General features: G+C 67.5%; 14 protein-coding genes and 1 riboswitch. Of the genes, 6 read left to right on the plus strand and 8 right to left on the minus strand.

The genetic code is table 11. From position 1 onward, the window contains the following. Positions 1-280: 280 nt before the first annotated feature. Entirely contained in the window at positions 281-1,735 is a 1,455-nt protein-coding gene (locus ACX9OW_RS15690; RefSeq protein ID WP_053520134.1) for a SulP family inorganic anion transporter, read from the minus strand. A 208-nt stretch (positions 1,736-1,943) separates the two neighbouring features. On the opposite strand from ACX9OW_RS15690, the gene ACX9OW_RS15695 reads away from it, so the two are divergent. Continuing rightward, positions 1,944-2,924: a cation diffusion facilitator family transporter gene (locus tag ACX9OW_RS15695; protein WP_053520135.1), complete on the plus strand. Its 981-nt coding sequence runs from the start codon at positions 1,944-1,946 to the stop codon at positions 2,922-2,924. Positions 2,925-3,033: 109 nt separating this feature from the next. After that, entirely contained in the window at positions 3,034-3,459 is a 426-nt protein-coding gene (locus ACX9OW_RS15700; protein WP_049464150.1) for an organic hydroperoxide resistance protein, read from the plus strand. Between the two features lie 91 nt (positions 3,460-3,550). Here the strand turns inward: ACX9OW_RS15700 and mmsB are convergent, their stop codons facing one another. The 5 genes from mmsB to ACX9OW_RS15725 are packed head-to-tail and all read right to left on the minus strand — an operon-like array spanning position 3,551 to position 9,084. After that, positions 3,551-4,441: a 3-hydroxyisobutyrate dehydrogenase gene (mmsB, locus tag ACX9OW_RS15705; protein ID WP_459062534.1), complete on the minus strand. Its 891-nt coding sequence runs from the start codon at positions 4,439-4,441 to the stop codon at positions 3,551-3,553. Then, entirely contained in the window at positions 4,438-5,607 is a 1,170-nt protein-coding gene (locus ACX9OW_RS15710; protein WP_262100916.1) for an enoyl-CoA hydratase/isomerase family protein, read from the minus strand. The genes mmsB and ACX9OW_RS15710 overlap by 4 nt, the downstream gene beginning before the upstream one ends. Next, entirely contained in the window at positions 5,604-6,401 is a 798-nt protein-coding gene (locus ACX9OW_RS15715; protein WP_053520138.1) for an enoyl-CoA hydratase, read from the minus strand. The genes ACX9OW_RS15710 and ACX9OW_RS15715 overlap by 4 nt, the downstream gene beginning before the upstream one ends. Further along, positions 6,398-7,552, minus strand: coding sequence for an acyl-CoA dehydrogenase family protein (locus tag ACX9OW_RS15720; protein WP_440210885.1), 1,155 nt, complete (start codon positions 7,550-7,552; stop codon positions 6,398-6,400). The genes ACX9OW_RS15715 and ACX9OW_RS15720 overlap by 4 nt, the downstream gene beginning before the upstream one ends. Positions 7,553-7,578: 26 nt before the next feature. Continuing rightward, entirely contained in the window at positions 7,579-9,084 is a 1,506-nt protein-coding gene (locus ACX9OW_RS15725) for a CoA-acylating methylmalonate-semialdehyde dehydrogenase (RefSeq protein WP_053520140.1), read from the minus strand. 118 nt (positions 9,085-9,202) lie between these two features. Here ACX9OW_RS15725 and ACX9OW_RS15730 point away from each other — a divergent pair, with 118 nt between their 5' ends. Next, positions 9,203-10,564 (plus strand): helix-turn-helix domain-containing protein, encoded by a 1,362-nt coding sequence (locus ACX9OW_RS15730; protein ID WP_219631758.1) that lies wholly within the window; start codon positions 9,203-9,205, stop codon positions 10,562-10,564. Between the two features lie 356 nt (positions 10,565-10,920). Here ACX9OW_RS15730 and ACX9OW_RS15735 read toward each other — a convergent pair whose 3' ends face one another. Beyond that, complete coding sequence (locus ACX9OW_RS15735) at positions 10,921-12,768, minus strand: patatin-like phospholipase family protein (RefSeq protein ID WP_164972340.1); 1,848 nt, start codon at positions 12,766-12,768, stop codon at positions 10,921-10,923. 141 nt (positions 12,769-12,909) lie between these two features. Continuing rightward, positions 12,910-13,139, plus strand: a riboswitch (cobalamin riboswitch). Positions 13,140-13,358: 219 nt separating this feature from the next. On the opposite strand from ACX9OW_RS15735, the gene metE reads away from it, so the two are divergent. Genes metE through pncA form a run of 3 tightly spaced genes read left to right on the plus strand, consistent with a single transcriptional unit; the run spans position 13,359 to position 17,073 of the window. Then, complete coding sequence (metE, locus tag ACX9OW_RS15740; protein ID WP_459062535.1) at positions 13,359-15,656, plus strand: 5-methyltetrahydropteroyltriglutamate--homocysteine S-methyltransferase; 2,298 nt, start codon at positions 13,359-13,361, stop codon at positions 15,654-15,656. 60 nt (positions 15,657-15,716) lie between these two features. Then, complete coding sequence (locus ACX9OW_RS15745; protein ID WP_414487958.1) at positions 15,717-16,391, plus strand: epoxyqueuosine reductase QueH; 675 nt, start codon at positions 15,717-15,719, stop codon at positions 16,389-16,391. A 55-nt stretch (positions 16,392-16,446) separates the two neighbouring features. Continuing rightward, entirely contained in the window at positions 16,447-17,073 is a 627-nt protein-coding gene (pncA, locus tag ACX9OW_RS15750; protein WP_459062536.1) for a bifunctional nicotinamidase/pyrazinamidase, read from the plus strand. A gap of 22 nt (positions 17,074-17,095) precedes the next feature. Here pncA and purU read toward each other — a convergent pair whose 3' ends face one another. Beyond that, positions 17,096-17,947: a formyltetrahydrofolate deformylase gene (gene purU / locus ACX9OW_RS15755; protein ID WP_053518573.1), complete on the minus strand. Its 852-nt coding sequence runs from the start codon at positions 17,945-17,947 to the stop codon at positions 17,096-17,098. Positions 17,948-18,003 lie beyond the last annotated feature (56 nt).

Here is an 18,003-nt window from a genome sequence, read left to right on the forward strand (position 1 = left end):
GACGCGTGCCAATAATGTGCCATCACCCCTGAAACCGCTGTGCCGCAACGCAGTCGCACCAGTCCATCATCGGGGCGACGGACAGGCGCAGGGATTCGGCGTAACGGGCGGTGGCGGACGTCATCGGGGCGTTGATCGTGGAGACCGGCATTGCCAGTGAGATCAATAGTTTACACCGGGTGGCTGAATGCGCCCGGTCAGCCGCGCGGCGAGCGCCGGTTGGGCCCGGTTCCGGCTGGCGGCCGGGCATGGCCCGGCGCCACCAGCATGCCCTACGCGATCAGTGCCCGCCGCGTGCGCCACCCACCTGCTCGATCAGCGTCTGGCTGGCCGCATTGAGCCCCACCACGGTTACCTCTGCTCCGTGCGCGGCCAACTTTTCCTGCGCGCGCTCCAGCGCGGCCACGGCGGTCAGATCCCACAGGTGGGCATCGCGCAGATCAATCTGCACCTTCGGCGCCACATGCTGATAGTCGAACGCTGCGCCCAACTGCCCCGCCGAGGCAAAGAACACCTGCCCGCGCACGCGGTAGACCTGCGTCTCATGGGCATCGTCGCGCTGCACCTCCAGCAAGCGGCCTACTTTGCGCGCGAAGAACAACGCCGACAGCAGCACGCCGCTGAGCACGCCCTTGGCCAGGTCGTGGGTGGCCACGGTGACCACCACGGTCAGCAACATCACGGCCGAGGAACTGCGCGGGTGCGTGCGCAGGTCGCGCAGCGAGCGCCAGCTGAAGGTGCCGATGCTGACCATGATCATCACCGCCACCAGGGCGGCCATCGGGATCTGCCGCACCAGGTCGCTGCCGTACACCACCAGTACCAGCAGCAGCACGCCAGCCACCAGGCACGACAGGCGGCCACGGCCACCGGAGGTCACGTTGATGACCGACTGGCCGATCATCGCGCAGCCGGCCATGCCGCCGAGAAAGCCGGTTACCGTATTCGCCACGCCCTGGCCGATGCATTCGCGATTGCGCTCGCTGGGTGTCTCGGTGATGTCCTCGACGATCTGCAGGGTCATCATCGATTCGAGCAGGCCGACCACGGCCAGCGTGGCCGACACCGGCAGCAGGATGCGCAGCGTCTCCCAGCTGAGCGGGACATCGGGCAGCAGGAAATGCGGCAGGCTGTCGGGCAGCTGGCCCATGTCGCCAACACTGCGCACGTCGATACCGAAGCCGATCACCACCGCGGTGAGCATCACGATGGCCACCAGCGGCGAGGGCACGGCGCGGGTGAGGCGCGGCAGCAGATAGATGATGACCAGCGCCGCCGCGCACAGCACGTAGACCGTAGGACCGCGGCCGATCAGTTCCGGCATCTGCGCCAGGAAGATCAGGATCGCCAGCGCATTGACGAAGCCGGTGATGACCGAGCGCGAGACGAAGCGCATCAGCGAGCCCAGTTTGAACACGCCTGCCAGCACCTGCAGCAAGCCGGCCAGGATGCTGGCGGCGAACAGGTACTGCAGGCCGTGATCCTTCACCAGGTCGACCATCACCAGCGCCATCGCGCCAGTGGCAGCAGAGATCATGCCAGGGCGGCCACCCGCGATGGCGGTGATGACGGCGATGGAGAAGGCGGCGTACAGGCCGACCTTGGGGTCGACGCCGGCAATGAGCGAGAACGCGATGGCCTCGGGAATCAGGGCCAGGGCGACGACGATGCCGGACAACAGGTCGCCACGGACGTTGCCGAGCCATTGCTGGCGCAGGGGATAGGACGTTTGCATGGGAAAGCTCCGCGCGCAGGCGGGCGTGGCCGCATGGCGCTGCAGTGGAAAGACACGGGTTCCTGAGCCGGGCGGGCCGGCTGCCGATGTGCGGCAAGGGTCAGGGTGGCGTGATCACTGCAGGCGGATGTCGGTACGTGGGAGGGGCGCAGTCTACGGGAAGCGGCTGCATGAAGGTAGCGCGGTCGGCCGCCAGACGCAGCGGAGCATGGCTCCGCTCTACAATCGGGTCATGGCTACCGATCGCCCCCACTTCTTCGACCCCACCACCGAACAGGGGGTGCTGCGCCTGTCGATTGCCGGTGCGTTGCTGCTGGCGCTGACTGCGGTGGTGTTCGGCCTGCTGGCCAATTCCTCGCTCATCATCTTCGATGGCATCTACGGGCTGATCGATGTGGTGATGACCTGGCTGTCGCTGCTGGTCGCGCGCCTGATCGCGCTGTCGACCAATACCGATGCGCTGCAGTCGCGCCTCAACCAGCGCTTCACAATGGGCTTCTGGCACCTGGAACCGATCGTGCTGGGCGTGAGCGGCACGCTGATGATCGGTGCGGCGCTGTATGCACTGGTCAATGCCGTGGACGCGCTGATGTCCGGCGGCCGCCACATCGCGCTGGGGCCGGCGATGATCTTCGCCGCGCTGTCCCTGCTGGCCGAGGCAGCGCTGGGCGTGTTCGTGCTGCGCGCCAACCGCCGCATCGGTTCGGAGTTCATCGCGCTGGACGCGAAGAACTGGATGATCGCGGCCAGCATGTCGGCCTGTTATCTGGTCGCCTTCCTGGGCGGCGCGCTGGTGCGTGGCACTGCGTGGGACTGGATCGGGCCGTACATCGACCCGGCCATCCTCGCCTTCGTCTGCGTACTGGTGATGATCGCGCCGCTGGGCACGGTGCGGCGGGCATTGGCCGGCATCCTGCTGGTGACCCCACCGGAGCTGCAGGCCCACGTGGACGCGGTGGCGCGCACGATCGTCGCCAGGCATGGCTTCGTCGAACACCGCAGCTATGTGGCGCAGGTGGGACGTGGCGAGCAGATCGAGCTGTTCTTCGTGGTCCCGGCCGATGATCCGCCGCGGCCCCTGCGGGAGTGGGACCAACTGCGTGACGAGATCGGCGATGCACTGGGCGAAGCCTCGCCGGACCGGTGGCTGACGATCATGTTCACCACCGATCGGGAATGGACGATCTAGACAGCAGGACGATCGGTCAAATTTCTCAGACGGTCTGTCACCCATCGTCCTTGGAAAGCGGGCAAAGTAGGCTCCAACGCACTACCACCCACTGACCAGGAGCATCCCGATGTCCATCGAAAAGGTTCTGTACACCGCCCAGGCGACCTCCACCGGCGGCCGCGAAGGCCGTTCCGTCTCCTCCGACAACGTGCTCGACATCCAGCTGTCGACCCCGCGCGAGCTGGGCGGCGCGGGCGGCCCGGGCACCAACCCGGAGCAGCTGTTCGCCGCCGGTTACTCGGCCTGCTTCCTGGGCGCGCTGAAGTTCGTGGCCGGCCAGGCCAAGGTCGCGCTGCCGGCCGACACCACCGTGACCGGCAAGGTGGGCATCGGCCAGATTCCGACCGGCTTCGGCATCGAGGCCGAGCTGACCATCAACGTGCCGGGCGTGCCGCGCGAGCAGGTTGAAGCGCTTGTGCAGAAGGCGCACATCGTGTGCCCGTACTCGAATGCCACCCGCGGCAACATCGACGTGACGCTGATCGTCGCCTGACCGCAAAAAAATGGGCGGATGCCGGTCGAAACCAGGCATCCGCCCATCCCACCCCGGGTGGGCCCCGGCACGCGGCCAGGGACGCATTCGCTTACTTCTCGCTGGTGATGAGCTGTACGACGCTGGAGAAATCCAGCTTGCCGCGCCCGGCCTGGTGATTCATCGAATACAGGTTGCGGGCCACTTCACCCAGCGGGATGGAGGCGCCGACACTCATCGCCGCTTCCACTGCCAGGCCCATGTCCTTGAGCATGAGGTCGCTGCCGAAGCCGCCGCTGTAGCCACGCGAGGCTGGCGCATTCTCCAGCACGCCCGGCCACGGATTGCACACTTCGGTGGCCCAGCTGCGGCCGGTGCTCACCGCCATCATCTGCGACAGCACCTTCGGGTCCAGACCGTGCGCCACGCCCAGTGCGATGGCCTCGCCGGTGACGGCCATGATCACGCCCAGCGCCATGTTGTTGCACAGCTTGGCCACCTGGCCGGCACCACTGCCGCCCACGTGGAAGATGTTCCTGCCCATCGCCTGCAGCACCGGGCGCGCACGCTCCAGTGCATCCTCTTCACCACCGACGATGAAGGTGAGGGTGCCGGCCTGGGCACCGGCCGTGCCGCCGGAAACCGGCGCATCGATCATCTGCAGGCCGCGTGCGGCCGCCGCTTCGGACACCTTGCGGGCGCTGGCCGGAGCGATCGTGCTGCAATCGATGACCAGCGCGCCGGCCGGAATCGCGGCGAGAATGCCGTCATCGCCGAGGTACAGGCCTTCGACGTGGCGACTGGCCGGCAGCATCGAGATCACCACCTCGGCGTCGGCCAGGGTGTCACGTGCTGACGACGCGGCACCGGCACCGGCGTCGACGGCGGCCTGCACGGCGGCCGGCACCAGATCGAACACGCGCACGGTGTGGCCGTTCTTGACCAGATTGGCGGCCATCGGGCCACCCATGTTGCCCAACCCAATGAATGCAATGCGGCTCATGCCAGGCTCCTTTCAGCGGCAGGGGTACCCAGGTCGGCCAGCGGATGCGCGGCATCGGCCCAGGGCGAAGCGAAGAACGTATCGGCCCACAGGGCGCTGGCTTCGGCCAGCGTGGCCGGGTTCCACGACGGCGTGCGGTCCTTGTCGATCAGCAGCGCACGGATGCCTTCGGCGAAATCGCCGTGGGCAGCGCAGTGCAGGGCGACGATGTATTCCAGGCGGTAGACCGCAGCCAGATCCTGGCCCGCGCTGCGGCGCTGCAGCTCGAACGCCAGCCGCGCCGAACCGGGCGCGCCGGCCGCGAGGGTCTTCTGGGCGGCCTGCAGCCAGGCATCCTCGGTCTGCAGGTGGGCGATGCCTTCGACGATGGCATCGAGGTCATCGCCGCTGCACAGTGCGTCGACCTTCGCCGCGTTGGCCAGCAGCGGACCGGTCGCGGCATCGCTGGCATACGATTGCAGCAGGTGGCCCAGGCGCTCGTGGTTGCTCGCGGCGTCGCGCGACCAGGCCACCTGCAGCAGTGCATCGAACACATCGCTGCGGCGCGCTTCGGCCACGTGCACGTCGGCCAGGCCGGCATAGATCGCATCGCCCGGGTTGAGCAGTGCACCGGTCAAGGCCAGGAACAGGCCACCCTTGCCCGGCACGCGCGGCAGCAGCCAGCTGCCACCCACGTCCGGGAACAGACCGACGGTGATCTCCGGGAACGCGAGCTTGGAGCGCTCGCTGACCACGCGGTGGCTGGCACCGGACATCAGGCCGATGCCCCCTCCCATGACGATGCCATGGCCCCAGCACAGGATCGGCTTGGCATAGGTGTGGATGAGGTAATCCACGCGGTACTCGACGTCGAAGAACTCGGCCGCGTAGTCGTTGTCGCGGATATCGCTGCGGCCGGCCTCGCGGAATGCACGCATGCTCTGGTACAGGCTGTGCAGGTCACCGCCGGCGCAGAACGCCTTTTCACCGGCGCCCTGCAGCACCACCATCGCGATGCCGTCGTCGTCGGCCCAGGCATTGAGCTGCTTCAGCAGCAGGTGCGCCATCGGCAGCGAGAAGCCATTGAGCGTGCGCGGCGCGTTCAGCGTGGCGATGCCAATGCGCGCGCCATTGCCGGCCACGCGCTCTTCGAACAGGACCGGCGCTTCGTCGGCGACCGTGGTCATGCGTTCTTCCACTGCGCGGCGCGCTTTTCCAGGAAGGCGTTCACGCCCTCGACCTGGTCGGCGGTATCGAACAGATCGACGAAGGCCTCGCGTTCGGCCACCAGCGCCGAGGCGTGGGTACCGGTGCGGGTGGACTGCACCAGCGTCTTGCAGGCCGCGATGCTGGTCGGGCTCTGCTTGCCGGCCTTCTTCGCCCATTCCAGCGCCAGCGCCTTGGACTCGCCCTTGCCGACCTTCTCCTCGGCCAGGCCGATGCGCAGCGCGGTCTCGGCATTGATGCGCTCGCCCAGCAGGATCATGCGCTTGGCCCAGCCCTCGCCCACCAGCCGTGGCAGGTTCTGGGTACCACCGGCGCACGGCAGCAGGCCGACGGTGGCCTCCGGCAGCGCGACCTGGGCATGGTCTTCGATGATGCGCAGGTCGCAGGCCAGCGCGCATTCCAGCCCGCCGCCCATCGCATAGCCGTTGATTGCGGCGATCGACACGCCGCGGAAGCCGGACAGCGCCTCGAAGGCTTCGCCGAAGCGGCGTGCGGCCTCGCGCGCGGCGGCCTTGTCGCCGGAGGCGAACTGGTTCAGATCCGCGCCGGCGGAGAAGAACTTTTCGCCGTCACCGGTGATCACCAGCGCGTAGATGTCGCGGTCCGCATTGAGCGCAGCCACCAGGTCGCGCAGCGCGGACAGGCTGTGCACGGTCCAGGTATGCGCCGGCGGGTTGTGCAGGGTGACCACGGCGGTGTGGCCATCGGCCTCGACCTTCAGGCCCACGTGCTCCTGGGTACGCCAATCCTTCATCGCAGTTCCTCTTCGGTGTTGAGCAGGTGACGGGCAACGATCACCCGCATGATCTCGTTGGTGCCTTCCAGGATCTGGTGCACGCGGCAGTCACGCAGCAGGCGTTCGATCGGGTATTCGCGGATGTAGCCGTAGCCGCCGTGGATCTGCAGCGCTTCGTTGCAGACAGTGAAACCGGCATCGGTGGCGAAGCGCTTGGCCATTGCGCACCACACGTTGGCGTCGCTGGCGCCGGCATCGAGCTTGCGCGCGGCGGTATGCACCATCTGCCGGGCGGCCACCAGCTGGGTGACCATGTCGGCCAGCTTGAACTGCAGTGCCTGGAACTCGGCCAGCGCCTTGCCGAACTGGCGACGCTCGCCCATGTAGCGGCGTGCGGCATCCAGCGCGCCCTGCGCGGCACCCAGCGAACAGGCGGCGATGTTGATGCGGCCGCCATCGAGTCCCTTCATCGCCAGCTTGAAGCCACCGCCTTCCTCTCCCAGAAGGTGGCTGACCGGCACGCGGACGTTCTCGAAGGTGATGCCCCGGGTGGGCTGGCTGTTCCAGCCCATCTTCTCTTCCTTGCGGCCGAAGCTGATGCCCGGCAGATCCGACGGCACCGCGATGGCGCTGACGCCGCCGGCACCGGCACCGCCGGTGCGCGCCATCACCACCAGCAGTTCGGTGGCGCCGGCGCCGGAGATGAAGGCCTTGGCGCCGTTCAGCACGAAGTGGTCGCCATCGCGCACGGCGGTGGTTTTCAGCGAGGCGGCATCGGAACCGGCGCCCGGTTCGGTCAGGCAGTACGAGGCCAGCTTGATGCCCGCCGCCAGATCGTTGCCCCACGCGTCGCGCAGTGCCGGCTGACCCCACTTGGACACCATCCACGAGGCCATGTTGTGGATGCTGATGTAGGCCGCCGTCGAGGGGTCGACACTGGCGAGCTCCTCGATGACGACGGCGGCGTCCAGCCGGCTCAGGCCGCTGCCACCCACTTCCGGGTCCATGTACAGACCGCAGAAGCCCAGTTCACCGGCCTTGGCGATCGCCTCGCGCGGAAAGATGCCCTCCGCATCCCATCGCGCGGCGTGCGGCGCCAGTTCGGCCAGTGCGAAGTCGCGGGCGGCCTCGCGGTAGGCCTGCTGCGCTTCTTCCAGTTCCGTCGTCATCGAGTGGCTCATGGCTGCTCCTGCCGTTACTTCAGGCTGATCGTGGTGTTGACGCCGTGGCTCAGCGTCTCGTCATCGAACCAGCGCGCGGTGACGGTCTTGGTCTGGGTGTAGAACAGCACCACCTGCTTGCCGTACGGGCCGAGGTCACCCAGCTTGGAGGCGCGCGAACCGGTGAAGGAGAACAGCGGCACCGGCACCGGGATCGGCACGTTGATGCCGACCTGGCCGACGTCGATGTCTTCCTGGAACCTGCGCGCGGCGGCGCCGGACTGGGTGAACAGTGCGGTGCCGTTGCCGTTCGGGTTGCTGTTGACCATCGCGATGGCGTCTTCCAGCGTTTCCGCTTCCAGGATCACCAGCACCGGCCCGAAGATTTCTTCCTGGTAGATGCGCATGTCGGTGGTGACACCGGCAAAGATGGTCGGGCCGACGAAGTTGCCCTTCTCGAAGCCATCGACCTGCGGATTGCGGCCATCGAGCACCAGCTGCGCGCCCTGCTCCACGCCCGAGGCGATCAGGCCTTCCACGCGCTCGCGCGCGCTGCAGGAAATCACCGGGCCGACATCGGTACCGGACACGGTGCCACCGCTGACCTTCAGGGTCTTGGCCTTGGCCACCAGATCCTGCACCCAGCCGCGCGCTTCACCCACCAGCACCAGCGTAGAGGCCGCCATGCAGCGCTGGCCGGCGGCACCGAAGGCGGCACCGACCATCGCATTGAGGGTCTGCTCCTTGTTGGCATCCGGCAGCACCACGGCGTGGTTCTTGGCGCCCATCATGCACTGCACGCGCTTGCCGGCCAGCGACGCACGGTTGTACACGTGGGTACCCACGCGGGTGGAACCCACGAAGGAGACCGCCTTGATGTCCGGGTGGTCGCAGATCGCGTTGACCACTTCCTCGCCACCGTGGACCACATTCAGCACGCCCTTCGGAATGCCGGCTTCCAGCGCCAGTTCAACCAGGCGCATGGTGACCATCGGGTCCTGCTCGGACGGCTTGAGAATGAAGGTGTTGCCGGTGGCGATGGCCATCGGGAACATCCACAGCGGAATCATCGCCGGGAAGTTGAACGGGGTGATGCCGGCGCACACGCCCAGCGGCTGCATGATCGTGTAGGTATCCACGCCATTGGCCACGTTGTTGGCCAGCTCGCCCAGTTGCAGGTTGCCGATGGCGGCGGCGTGCTCGACCACTTCCAGGCCGCGGAACACATCGCCTTCGGCATCCGGCAGGGTCTTGCCCTGTTCGGCAGTGAGGATGTGCGCCAGCTCGCTCATGTTCTCGCGGATCAGCTGCTGGTACTTCAGGAAGATGCGCGCACGGGTGCCGATCGGGGTCTTGCGCCAGGTCTTGAACGCTTCCTTGGCGGCGGCCACGGCAGCGTCCACTTCAGCGGTGGTGGCGAACGGGACCTGGGCCAGCACGTCCTGGGTGGCCGGGTTGATCACGTCCTGCCAGTGGGAGGTCGCCGATTCGACGAACTGGCCATCGATCAGCATGCGGATACGGGGCGCTGCAACAGTCATGACGACATCCAGGGGTGCGAAAGATGCTTGGCATTATTCACAGCCGCCGCCTCGATTTCCGGCCTGAATCCGCTTAATCTGGCCAACACCCCTCACGATTCCTGTTAATTCTGTGAATCTGCCGTCCTCACAGCGCCAGCTGGGCCTGCGCCTGCTGCGCCTGCGCGAGCAGCGCGGCTACAGCCAGATCGACCTGGCCCGCGCCCTGGGCCTGTCTGCCAGCTACCTGAACCAGATCGAGCGCAACAAACGCCCGTTGACGCCCGCCGTGCAGAAGAAGCTGGGGGAGGTGTTGGGCGACGTTTCCGCCCTGTTCGACGAGGATGAACCCGCGGCATTGCAGGAATCATTGGCCGAAACCCTGCGGGACCTGGGGCTGGCCGACGTCAGTGCCACCGAGCTGCGGGCACTGGCCGGCAACCTGCCGCAGGTGAGCCGGGCGCTGCTGGACCTGCATCGCCGCCACCTGGCGTTGCGGGAACATGCCGCCGCACTGGAGTTCCAGCTGGGCGAACCCGGTGCCGGCAGCACCCTGCCGGCGGGCGACCAGGTGCGCGAGTTCTTCAACCGCATGCACAACCACATCCCGGAGCTGGATGAGCTGGCCGAGCGGTTGTTTGCCGAATGGGGACTGTCGCCGGGGCACGTCGCCCCGCGCCTGCGCCAGTTGCTGGCCGATCGCCACGGCGTGCTGGTGGAAGTGACTGCCTTGCAGGCCGGGCGCGAGAAGCGCCACTACGATGCCGGTGCCCGCCGGCTGTGGCTGCCGGACTACCTGGAGCCGGGCCAGCAGGCCTTCCAGATGGCCGCCGAACTGGCACTGCATGGCTACCTGCCGCAGATCGATGCGGTGATTGCCCGCGCCGGATTCAGCGACGAGGCGCGCATCGCGCAGGCGCGCATCGGCCTGTCGAACTATTTCGCCGGGGCCCTGGTAATGCCCTACCTGCGCTTCCTGCGTGCGGCCGAAGCCAGCAGCTACGACATCGAGCTGCTGGCGCACCAGTTCGGTGTCGGCTTCGAAGCAGTCTGCCACCGGCTGAGCACGCTGGCCCGCCGCAGCGCGCCCGGCCTGCCGTTCTTCTTCATCCGTGTGGACCGCGCCGGCAACGTCTCCAAGCGTCACTCGGCCACCGACTTCCACTTCTCGCAGGTGGGTGGCTCATGCCCGCTGTGGATCGTCTACGAGGCGTTCAACCAGCCCGGCCGCATCCTGACCCAGACCGCGCGCATGCCCGATGGGCGGCGCCACTTCTGGCTGGCCCGGCAGGTCAGCAGCGGCCCGGTTGGTCACGGCCAACCACGCAAGACCTTCGCAGTAGCGCTGGGCTGCGACCTGCAGCATGCCGAGCGGCTGGTGTATTCGCTGGGGCTGGATGTGCAGAGCCCGGGCAATTCGGTGTCGATCGGCCCGGGTTGCCGGGTGTGCCCGCGCGAGGACTGCATGCAGCGCGCGTTCGCGCAGCTGCCGGGGCGATAGGGTTGGTTCGGCAGGGCTGCGCCCTGCACCTGCACAGGCCGAAGCAACGGCAACGGCAAAAGCTGGCATTCCGCGGGATGGCGGGGCGGATCCGGTTGCGGGGGACGGCGCAAGTACGTCCATGTAGCCTCGGTCGCGCCATCCATGGCGCTCACGCCCCCGCAACCGGACCCACCCCGCCTTCGACAGATCTCCGCAAGCTGTCAGAACGACGCATTGCCCTGGTGGGTGTCGACCTTGGTCGACACGAACGCTGGCGATGAGCCACCGCAGGGATCAGATCGTGCCGACCAAGGTCGGCACCCACCAGACAAGGTCGGCACCCGCCGGAACAGTTCAATCGGCTGCGGCAGCGGTCAGTAGATCGGCGTCACCTTCATCTGCGGCAGCGGCCGTGGTGCGCCGTCGGTGAGGTCCGGGCCGAGATCCTCCCAGCTGCGGCCCTGCTCCACCATCAGCCCCCACAACTGCTGTGACGCCAGCCGCTTGTCCTCCGAGCCCAGCTTGTACGACGGCGGCGACGGCACGCCGGCAGCCACCATCGTGTACGCCGCCCGATAGGCCAGCACCTGCTGCGCGGGATCGTCGGTACGCGCCACTTCCAGCGTGTAACGCTGGTAGGCCGAGGCCAGGTTGCGCCAGCGGATCCAGTAGTGATTCTCGAAGGAGAACGCGCAGAAGCGTGCACCGGCCAGGCTGCCCTTGTCGGCGATGCGGGTCAGCACCTCCTGCGGCATGTCCAGGTTCATGCCGCCCTCGTCTCCCTGCAGGGTCACGTGCACGATGCGGTCGCGATAGCCCGGAGCACGCGCCTGCAGCAGGTCGCGCCAGTTCTGCATGGTTGCCACCACCGCGAACAGGAAACGGCCGAGCTCGCCGGCGGCCACCGGTGCGGCGATGGACTGGTAGGTGCGTTGCCAGCCATGACGGTTTTCGCTGGGCAGGAACACCGATCGCTCCAGCGCCTGCCGTGCATTGCCGCCGGAGCTGACCTCCTCCGCATGCTGTGGATAGACCAGGTTGATGGCGAAGGTCGGCCAGCGCGGAAGCGCCGCGTCGAACAGATGGATCGGGAAGTTGCTGCTGATGCCCCCATCGGAGAACCAGCAGATCCGGAAGGCGGTGATCACCGGGCCGCAGGCCTGGCCGGCACTGGTCAGCCCCTCCATGCTGTCGGCCACGTTGTGTTCCGGATCGGAGGCGGTCGCTCCAGGCTCGCATCGGCGCTCGCGGCGCGAGGGCTCATGCAGCGGCACTGCGCTGATCAGCAACGGGAAACTCAGGCTCATCCGCGTTGCCACCAGTACCGGCAGCTGCGGCCCCTGCGGCAGGCGGTAATAGAGTCGTCCATCCACGCCCAGCGGCGGACCCGCATGGTTGACCAGCCACTGCACCACGCTGGCCGGGAACAGCTGGTCGAACTCTTCGCGCAGGAACCAGAACTGCGCGCCGCCCAACGGCAGCGTGCGGGGTTCGTTGTGCGATACGCAGGTGGTGATCATCTGCAGGGTGATGGCATGCGGGCTGTCCGGCTCGTCGGCATAGCGCGGCGCATCGTGCAGGTCGGCAAAGGTAAGCGGCACATCGGCCGGCTTGCCTGACAGCTGCTGCAGGCAGCCGTGCAGCCATTCCGTCAACGCCGGCCGGCGCGCGTCGCTGCCGAGGCCGCTGCACAGGCCCAGCAGATTGCGTCGTGCCACCCGCGCGACCCGCAGCGCGGCCCCGGCCACGCCAGCGCCGTAGGCGCACAGCAGGGACGGCAGCAACGTTGCCGCCACTCCACTCCAGCCGCCGCCCCACGCGCCCAGCGCGAGCAGCAATGCCAGCGACACCAGCACTTCCAGCGGCGCAATCTGGAACACGGCGATGGCCAGGCACAGCAGCTTGCGGGGCCAGCCTGCATTGCCAGTCAGCACCACCAGCAGCCGATAGGCTGCACGCGCGCCCCGCGCCGGCTGGAACAGACCGTAGATGAACCCGCGCCGCGACAGCTGCGCCGACACCGCCGACAATCCACCGTACCCGGCATCGCCGGGCAGCGGCTCGCCCGCCTGCTGGCGGCGATCACCATAGGCCGCCGCCGCAGCCACCGCGGCGGCGATGGCACCTGCCGAGGTGCCACCGATGCTCTTGAAGCGATACTCGCGCGCCAGCGCCAGTACCGCATTGGGGTACACGATGCCGCTGGTGATGCCACCTTTCATGACCAGATCGCAGTACTTCGCCGCCACACGTCACCTCCCGTCCGTCGGTTCCCAGTATCGCAAGCCGGCCTCTCACGGCCTGAGAAAGGCGCCACATCCCGGTGGTGTGATGCCGGGCCTTGACCATTGCTGCCAACCGGCCTACCTTGTGCACGCCGAAGGTATTCATCTCTTCATGCGAATGAAGGGATGAATTTAAACGGGAATCCGGTGAAGGCGCTTCGCGCGCCCATTCCGGAGCTGCCCCGCAGCGGTGAATGGAAACGAATCCTGCCAACAGCACTGGGCTCGCGCCTGGGAAGCGGCAGGTAGTAGGTGGGCTGCGGCCCGCGTCCAACAGCCCGAATACCGGCCCCGGCCGGGGGACACGACCGTCCTCTGACTCGACCTGGAATCTCCGCGGGGAGGTTGCCGGGGCCGTCGTCGTCCTGCGCCTGCAGGGTGCGCGGCCACGTGCGTCCTTTTCACGGCATCCGGTTCGCCCGCGGGGGCGAAGGTCGCTGGCAAGACGCCCGTGGGCCGGCAACGGCACGCGTCGTCCTGCGGTTCCTTCGTTCCTCAATGCCGACATGCAATGAGGACACGCTGCAATGACCACTGTTACCAACCTGGGCTTTCCCCGCATCGGCGCCAAGCGCGAACTGAAGCGGGCGCTCGAACGCCACTGGGCCGGCGAGGACGACGCCGCCACCCTGCAGGCCACCGCCGCGGCGCTGCGTGCCCGGCACTGGCAGCTGCAGATCGAGGCCGGCGTCGATGTACCGCCGAGCAACGACTTCAGCCTGTACGACCAGGTGCTCGACACCGCATGGCTGTTCGATGCCATTCCCGAACGCTACCGCGAACTGGCCGCGCACGATCCACTGGCCGCCTACTTCGCCACGGCCCGTGGCCTGCAGCGCGATGGCATCGACCTGCGCGCGCTGGAGATGACCAAGTGGTTCGACACCAACTATCACTATCTGGTGCCGGAACTGCACGCGGACCAGGCCTTCGCCCTGCGCGGTGACAAGCCGCTGGCGGAGTTCAACGAGGCCAGGGCGCTGGGCATCCATACCCGTCCGGTGCTGCTGGGGCCGGTGAGCTTCCTGCTGCTGTCCAAGACCACCGACGGCAGCACCGCGCTGGACCTGCTGGATGCGCTGCTGCCGGCCTATGTGCAGCTGCTCGGCCAGCTGGCCGACGCCGGTGCGGATTGGGTGCAGCTGGATGAGCCGCTGCTGGTGCAGGATCTCGACGCCGATGCGCAGGCAGCCTATGAGCGCGCCTATGCCCGGTTGGCCACGGCACGGCGTCCGAAACTGCTGGTCGCGACCTATTTCGGTGCGCTCGAGGACAACCTGGCGTTGGCCACCGGCCTGCCGGTGGACGGACTGCACGTGGACCTGGTGCGCGCGCCGGAGCAGCTGGACGCCGTGTTGAAGGCGCTGCCGGCCGAGCGCGTGCTGTCGGCCGGCCTGGTCAACGGCCGCAACATCTGGCGCACCCATCTGGACAACGCACTGATCCTGGCCCGGTTTGCCCAGGTGGACCGCGGCGCCGACCGGCTCTGGCTGGCACCGTCCTGTTCCCTGCTGCACACGCCCGTAGATCTTGCGCTGGAAAAGAAGCTGGATGACGAACTGAAGGGCTGGCTGGCGTTCTCCCGGCAGAAGCTGCAGGAACTGCGCCTGCTGGCCGACTCGCTCGATGGCAGGGCGGATGCGGAAGCGGGCCTGGCTGCCAATCGCGCTGCGCTGGAGGGGCGTCGTCGCTCGCCACGCGTGCACAACCCGGCCGTGGCCGCACGCCTGGCCGCGCTGACCGTGGCCGATGCGCAGCGGCACACCGCCTACCCGCAGCGCCGCGCCGCGCAGCATGCGGCGCTGCAGCTGCCGCTGCTGCCCACCACCACGATCGGTTCCTTCCCGCAGACGCTGGAGGTGCGCGAGGCACGCGCCCGGCACAAGTCCGGCAAGCTGGGCCTGGCCGAGTACGAGGCCTTCCTGGAACAGCAGACCGCGCATGCGGTACGCGTGCAGGAAGCGCTGGGCCTGGACGTGCTGGTCCACGGCGAGTTCGAGCGCAACGACATGGTCGAGTACTTCGGCGAGCAGCTGGAAGGCTTCGCCTTTACCGGCAACGGCTGGGTGCAGAGCTATGGATCGCGCTGCGTCAAACCGCCGGTGATCTTCGGCGACGTCAGCCGCCCGCAGCCGATGACGGTGCGCTGGTCCAGTTACGCGCAATCGCTCACCGACAAGCCGATGAAGGGCATGCTGACCGGTCCGGTGACGGTACTGCAGTGGTCGTTCGTGCGCGACGACCAGGAACGCGATGTGACCTGCCGGCAGATCGCGCTGGCCCTGCGGGACGAAGTGCAGGACCTGGAAGCAGCCGGCATCGGCGTGATCCAGGTGGACGAGCCGGCCATCCGCGAGGGGTTGCCGTTGCGCCGCGCCCACTGGCGCGCCTACCTGGACTGGGCGGTGGAATCGTTCCGCATCAGTACCAGCGGCGTGCGCGATGCCACCCAGATCCACACCCACATGTGCTATTCGGAGTTCAACGACATCATCCACTCGGTCGCAGCGATGGACGCGGACGTGATCTCGATCGAGACCTCACGCTCGCGCATGGAACTGCTGGATGCCTTCGTGAAGTTCAACTATCCCAATGAGATCGGCCCGGGCGTGTATGACATCCACTCCCCCCGCGTGCCGGACAAGGCGGAGATGGTGGACCTGCTGCGCAAGGCGCTGGCCGTGCTGAAGCCGGAGCAGCTGTGGGTCAACCCGGACTGCGGGCTGAAGACCCGTGGCTGGCCGGAAACCCGCGCTGCACTGCAGGCACTGGTTGCCGCCGCAGTGGAACTGCGTGCCGAGCACGCCGACGCCCGCGTCGCCTGACCTGTCTCTCCACCCCGATGCACGGGCCGCCGCCGTTGCCGGCGGTCCGTGCGGTACCTGATGATGACCGAGCTCCAACGCCCCACCCTGTCCCTGCCCGCCGACGGCAAGCGCCTGCTGCTGCATTCGTGCTGTGCGCCCTGCTCCGGCGAAGTGATGGAGGCGATCACCGCCTCCGGGATCGACTACGCGATCTTCTTCTACAACCCCAACATCCATCCGGTGAAGGAATACGAGCTCCGCAAGCAGGAGAACATCCGCTTCGCCGAGCAGCATGGCGTCCCCTTCATCGACTGCGACTACGACACCGACAACTGGTTCAGCCGCGCGCGCGGCATGGAGAACGAACCCGAGCGCGGCATCCGCTGCACGATGTGCTTCGACATGCGCTTCGAGCGCACGGCGCTGTACGCGCATGAGCACGGCTACGACACCATCAGCTCGTCGCTGGGCATCTCGCGCTGGAAGAACATGGCGCAGATCAATGACTGCGGCATCCGCGCCGCGGCGCGCTACGAGGGCCTGCAGTACTGGGATTACAACTGGCGCAAGGGCGGTGGTGCCAGCCGCATGATCGAGATCAGCAAGCGCGAGCGGTTCTACCAGCAGGAGTACTGTGGCTGCGTGTACTCGCTGCGCGATGCCAACCGGCACCGCCGGGAGACCGGCCGCGAGCGGATCCGGATCGGGCTGCTGTATTACGGCCAGGACAACGAAACGCCGCAGGGCGATTGACGTGTGGCGAGGGGGCGGCCACGCTGGTCGCCTCTTCCGCCGTGCTGGAACGTCCATGCCCACCCTGCCCGCCACTGTCGCCCTGCTGGTGATCGATCTGCAGCCGGACTTCATGCCCGGTGGCGCGCTGGCCTGCGACCGTGGCGATGCGCTGGTCGCGCCGATCGCGCAGCTGCTGGCGCAGCGCCGCTACCGTACCGTAGTGGCCACCCAGGACTGGCATCCCGCGGACCATGCTTCGTTCGCCAGCCAGCACTCCGGCCATCGTCCGTTCGAAACGATCCTGCTGCATGCGCAACCGCAGACCCTGTGGCCGGACCACTGCGTGCAGGGCAGCTCCGGTGCCGCCCTGCATCCGCAGGTGGACTGGAACATGGCCGACCTGATCCTGCGCAAGGGCACCCGCCAGCAGGTGGATTCCTACAGCGCCTTCCGCGAGAACCACGGCCCCGATGGCGGACGCCCCGCCACTGGCCTGGCCGGCTGGCTGCATGAGCGCGGCATCGACGAGGTGCACGTCTGTGGCCTGGCCCGCGACTACTGCGTGCTGTGGAGCGCGCAGGACGCAGCCACGTCCGGCTTCAGGGTGAAATTCCTCTGGGACCTGACCCGGCCGGTGACCGAGGCCAACGACGGGATGGTGCGCGAAGCACTGGGCACTGCGGGGATCGGGATCCTCTGACGCACGTCCGGCCGGGCAGGTATCAGCGGAACACCACCGTGCGGTGCCCGTTGAGCAGGATGCGGTGCTCCACATGGCGGCGCACGGCACGCGCCAGCACCTGCGATTCGGTATCGCTGCCCAGGCGTACCAGGTCGCGCGGCGTCATCGCATGATCGACCCGGGCCACGTCCTGTTCGATGATCGGACCTTCGTCCAGATCCTCGGTGACATAGTGCGCGGTGGCACCGATGATCTTTACCCCGCGCGCGTGCGCCTGGTGATAGGGCTGCGCGCCCTTGAAGCTGGGCAGGAAGCTGTGATGGATGTTGATCGCCCGGCCGGCCAGCGCGCGGCACAGGGTGGGTGAAAGAATCTGCATGTAGCGCGCCAGCACCACCAGGTCGATACGCTCGTGTTCGACCAGATCGATGATCTGCTGCTCCTGCACCGCACGCGTATCCGCGTTCACCGGCAGATGGTGGAACGGCACGCCGTAGGACGCAGCCAGCGGTGCGAAATCGGCATGGTTGGACACCACTGCCGCGATATCCACTTTCAGTTGCCCGCTGTGCGCGCGGAACAGCAGGTCATTCAGGCAGTGGCCCTGCTTGCTGACCAGCACCAGCAGGCGCGCACGACGCCGACCGTCCTGCAGCTGCCAGTCCATGCCGAACTCGCGGGCCAGTGCCGCCATGGACGCATGTACCGTGTCCAGGGGCAGGCTGGCGTCGCGGTCGAAATGCACGCGCAGGAAGAACCGGCCGCTTTCCTCGTCGCCGAACTGCTGGGCGTCGAGGATGTTGCAGCCATGATCGAACAACAGGCCCGACACGCGGTAGACGATGCCGGTACGGTCGGGGCAGGACAGGGTGAGGATGGAATCGGGTCGCATCCTGCAAGTGTAGGGCAGCACCCCGCCCGCGTGATCCATTGTCACCGATGCAACGA

This window comes from Stenotrophomonas genospecies 5 (genome assembly GCF_054473825.1).

Excerpts from the sequence above, each read along its gene's own strand:
- ACX9OW_RS15695 (WP_053520135.1), top strand. The coding sequence starts at position 1,944 with ATGGCTCCGCTCTACAATCGGGTCATGGCTACCGATCGCCCCCACTTC.
- ACX9OW_RS15715 (WP_053520138.1), bottom strand. The coding sequence starts at position 6,401 with ATGAAGGATTGGCGTACCCAGGAGCACGTGGGCCTGAAGGTCGAGGCC.
- purU (WP_053518573.1), bottom strand. The coding sequence starts at position 17,947 with ATGCGACCCGATTCCATCCTCACCCTGTCCTGCCCCGACCGTACCGGC.
- mmsB (WP_459062534.1), bottom strand. The coding sequence starts at position 4,441 with ATGAGCCGCATTGCATTCATTGGGTTGGGCAACATGGGTGGCCCGATG.
- ACX9OW_RS15690 (WP_053520134.1), bottom strand. The coding sequence starts at position 1,735 with ATGCAAACGTCCTATCCCCTGCGCCAGCAATGGCTCGGCAACGTCCGT.
- ACX9OW_RS15745 (WP_414487958.1), top strand. The coding sequence starts at position 15,717 with ATGATGACCGAGCTCCAACGCCCCACCCTGTCCCTGCCCGCCGACGGC.
- ACX9OW_RS15735 (WP_164972340.1), bottom strand. The coding sequence starts at position 12,768 with ATGAAAGGTGGCATCACCAGCGGCATCGTGTACCCCAATGCGGTACTG.
- pncA (WP_459062536.1), top strand. The coding sequence starts at position 16,447 with ATGCCCACCCTGCCCGCCACTGTCGCCCTGCTGGTGATCGATCTGCAG.
- ACX9OW_RS15720 (WP_440210885.1), bottom strand. The coding sequence starts at position 7,552 with ATGACGACGGAACTGGAAGAAGCGCAGCAGGCCTACCGCGAGGCCGCC.
- ACX9OW_RS15700 (WP_049464150.1), top strand. The coding sequence starts at position 3,034 with ATGTCCATCGAAAAGGTTCTGTACACCGCCCAGGCGACCTCCACCGGC.
- ACX9OW_RS15725 (WP_053520140.1), bottom strand. The coding sequence starts at position 9,084 with ATGACTGTTGCAGCGCCCCGTATCCGCATGCTGATCGATGGCCAGTTC.
- ACX9OW_RS15710 (WP_262100916.1), bottom strand. The coding sequence starts at position 5,607 with ATGACCACGGTCGCCGACGAAGCGCCGGTCCTGTTCGAAGAGCGCGTG.
- metE (WP_459062535.1), top strand. The coding sequence starts at position 13,359 with ATGACCACTGTTACCAACCTGGGCTTTCCCCGCATCGGCGCCAAGCGC.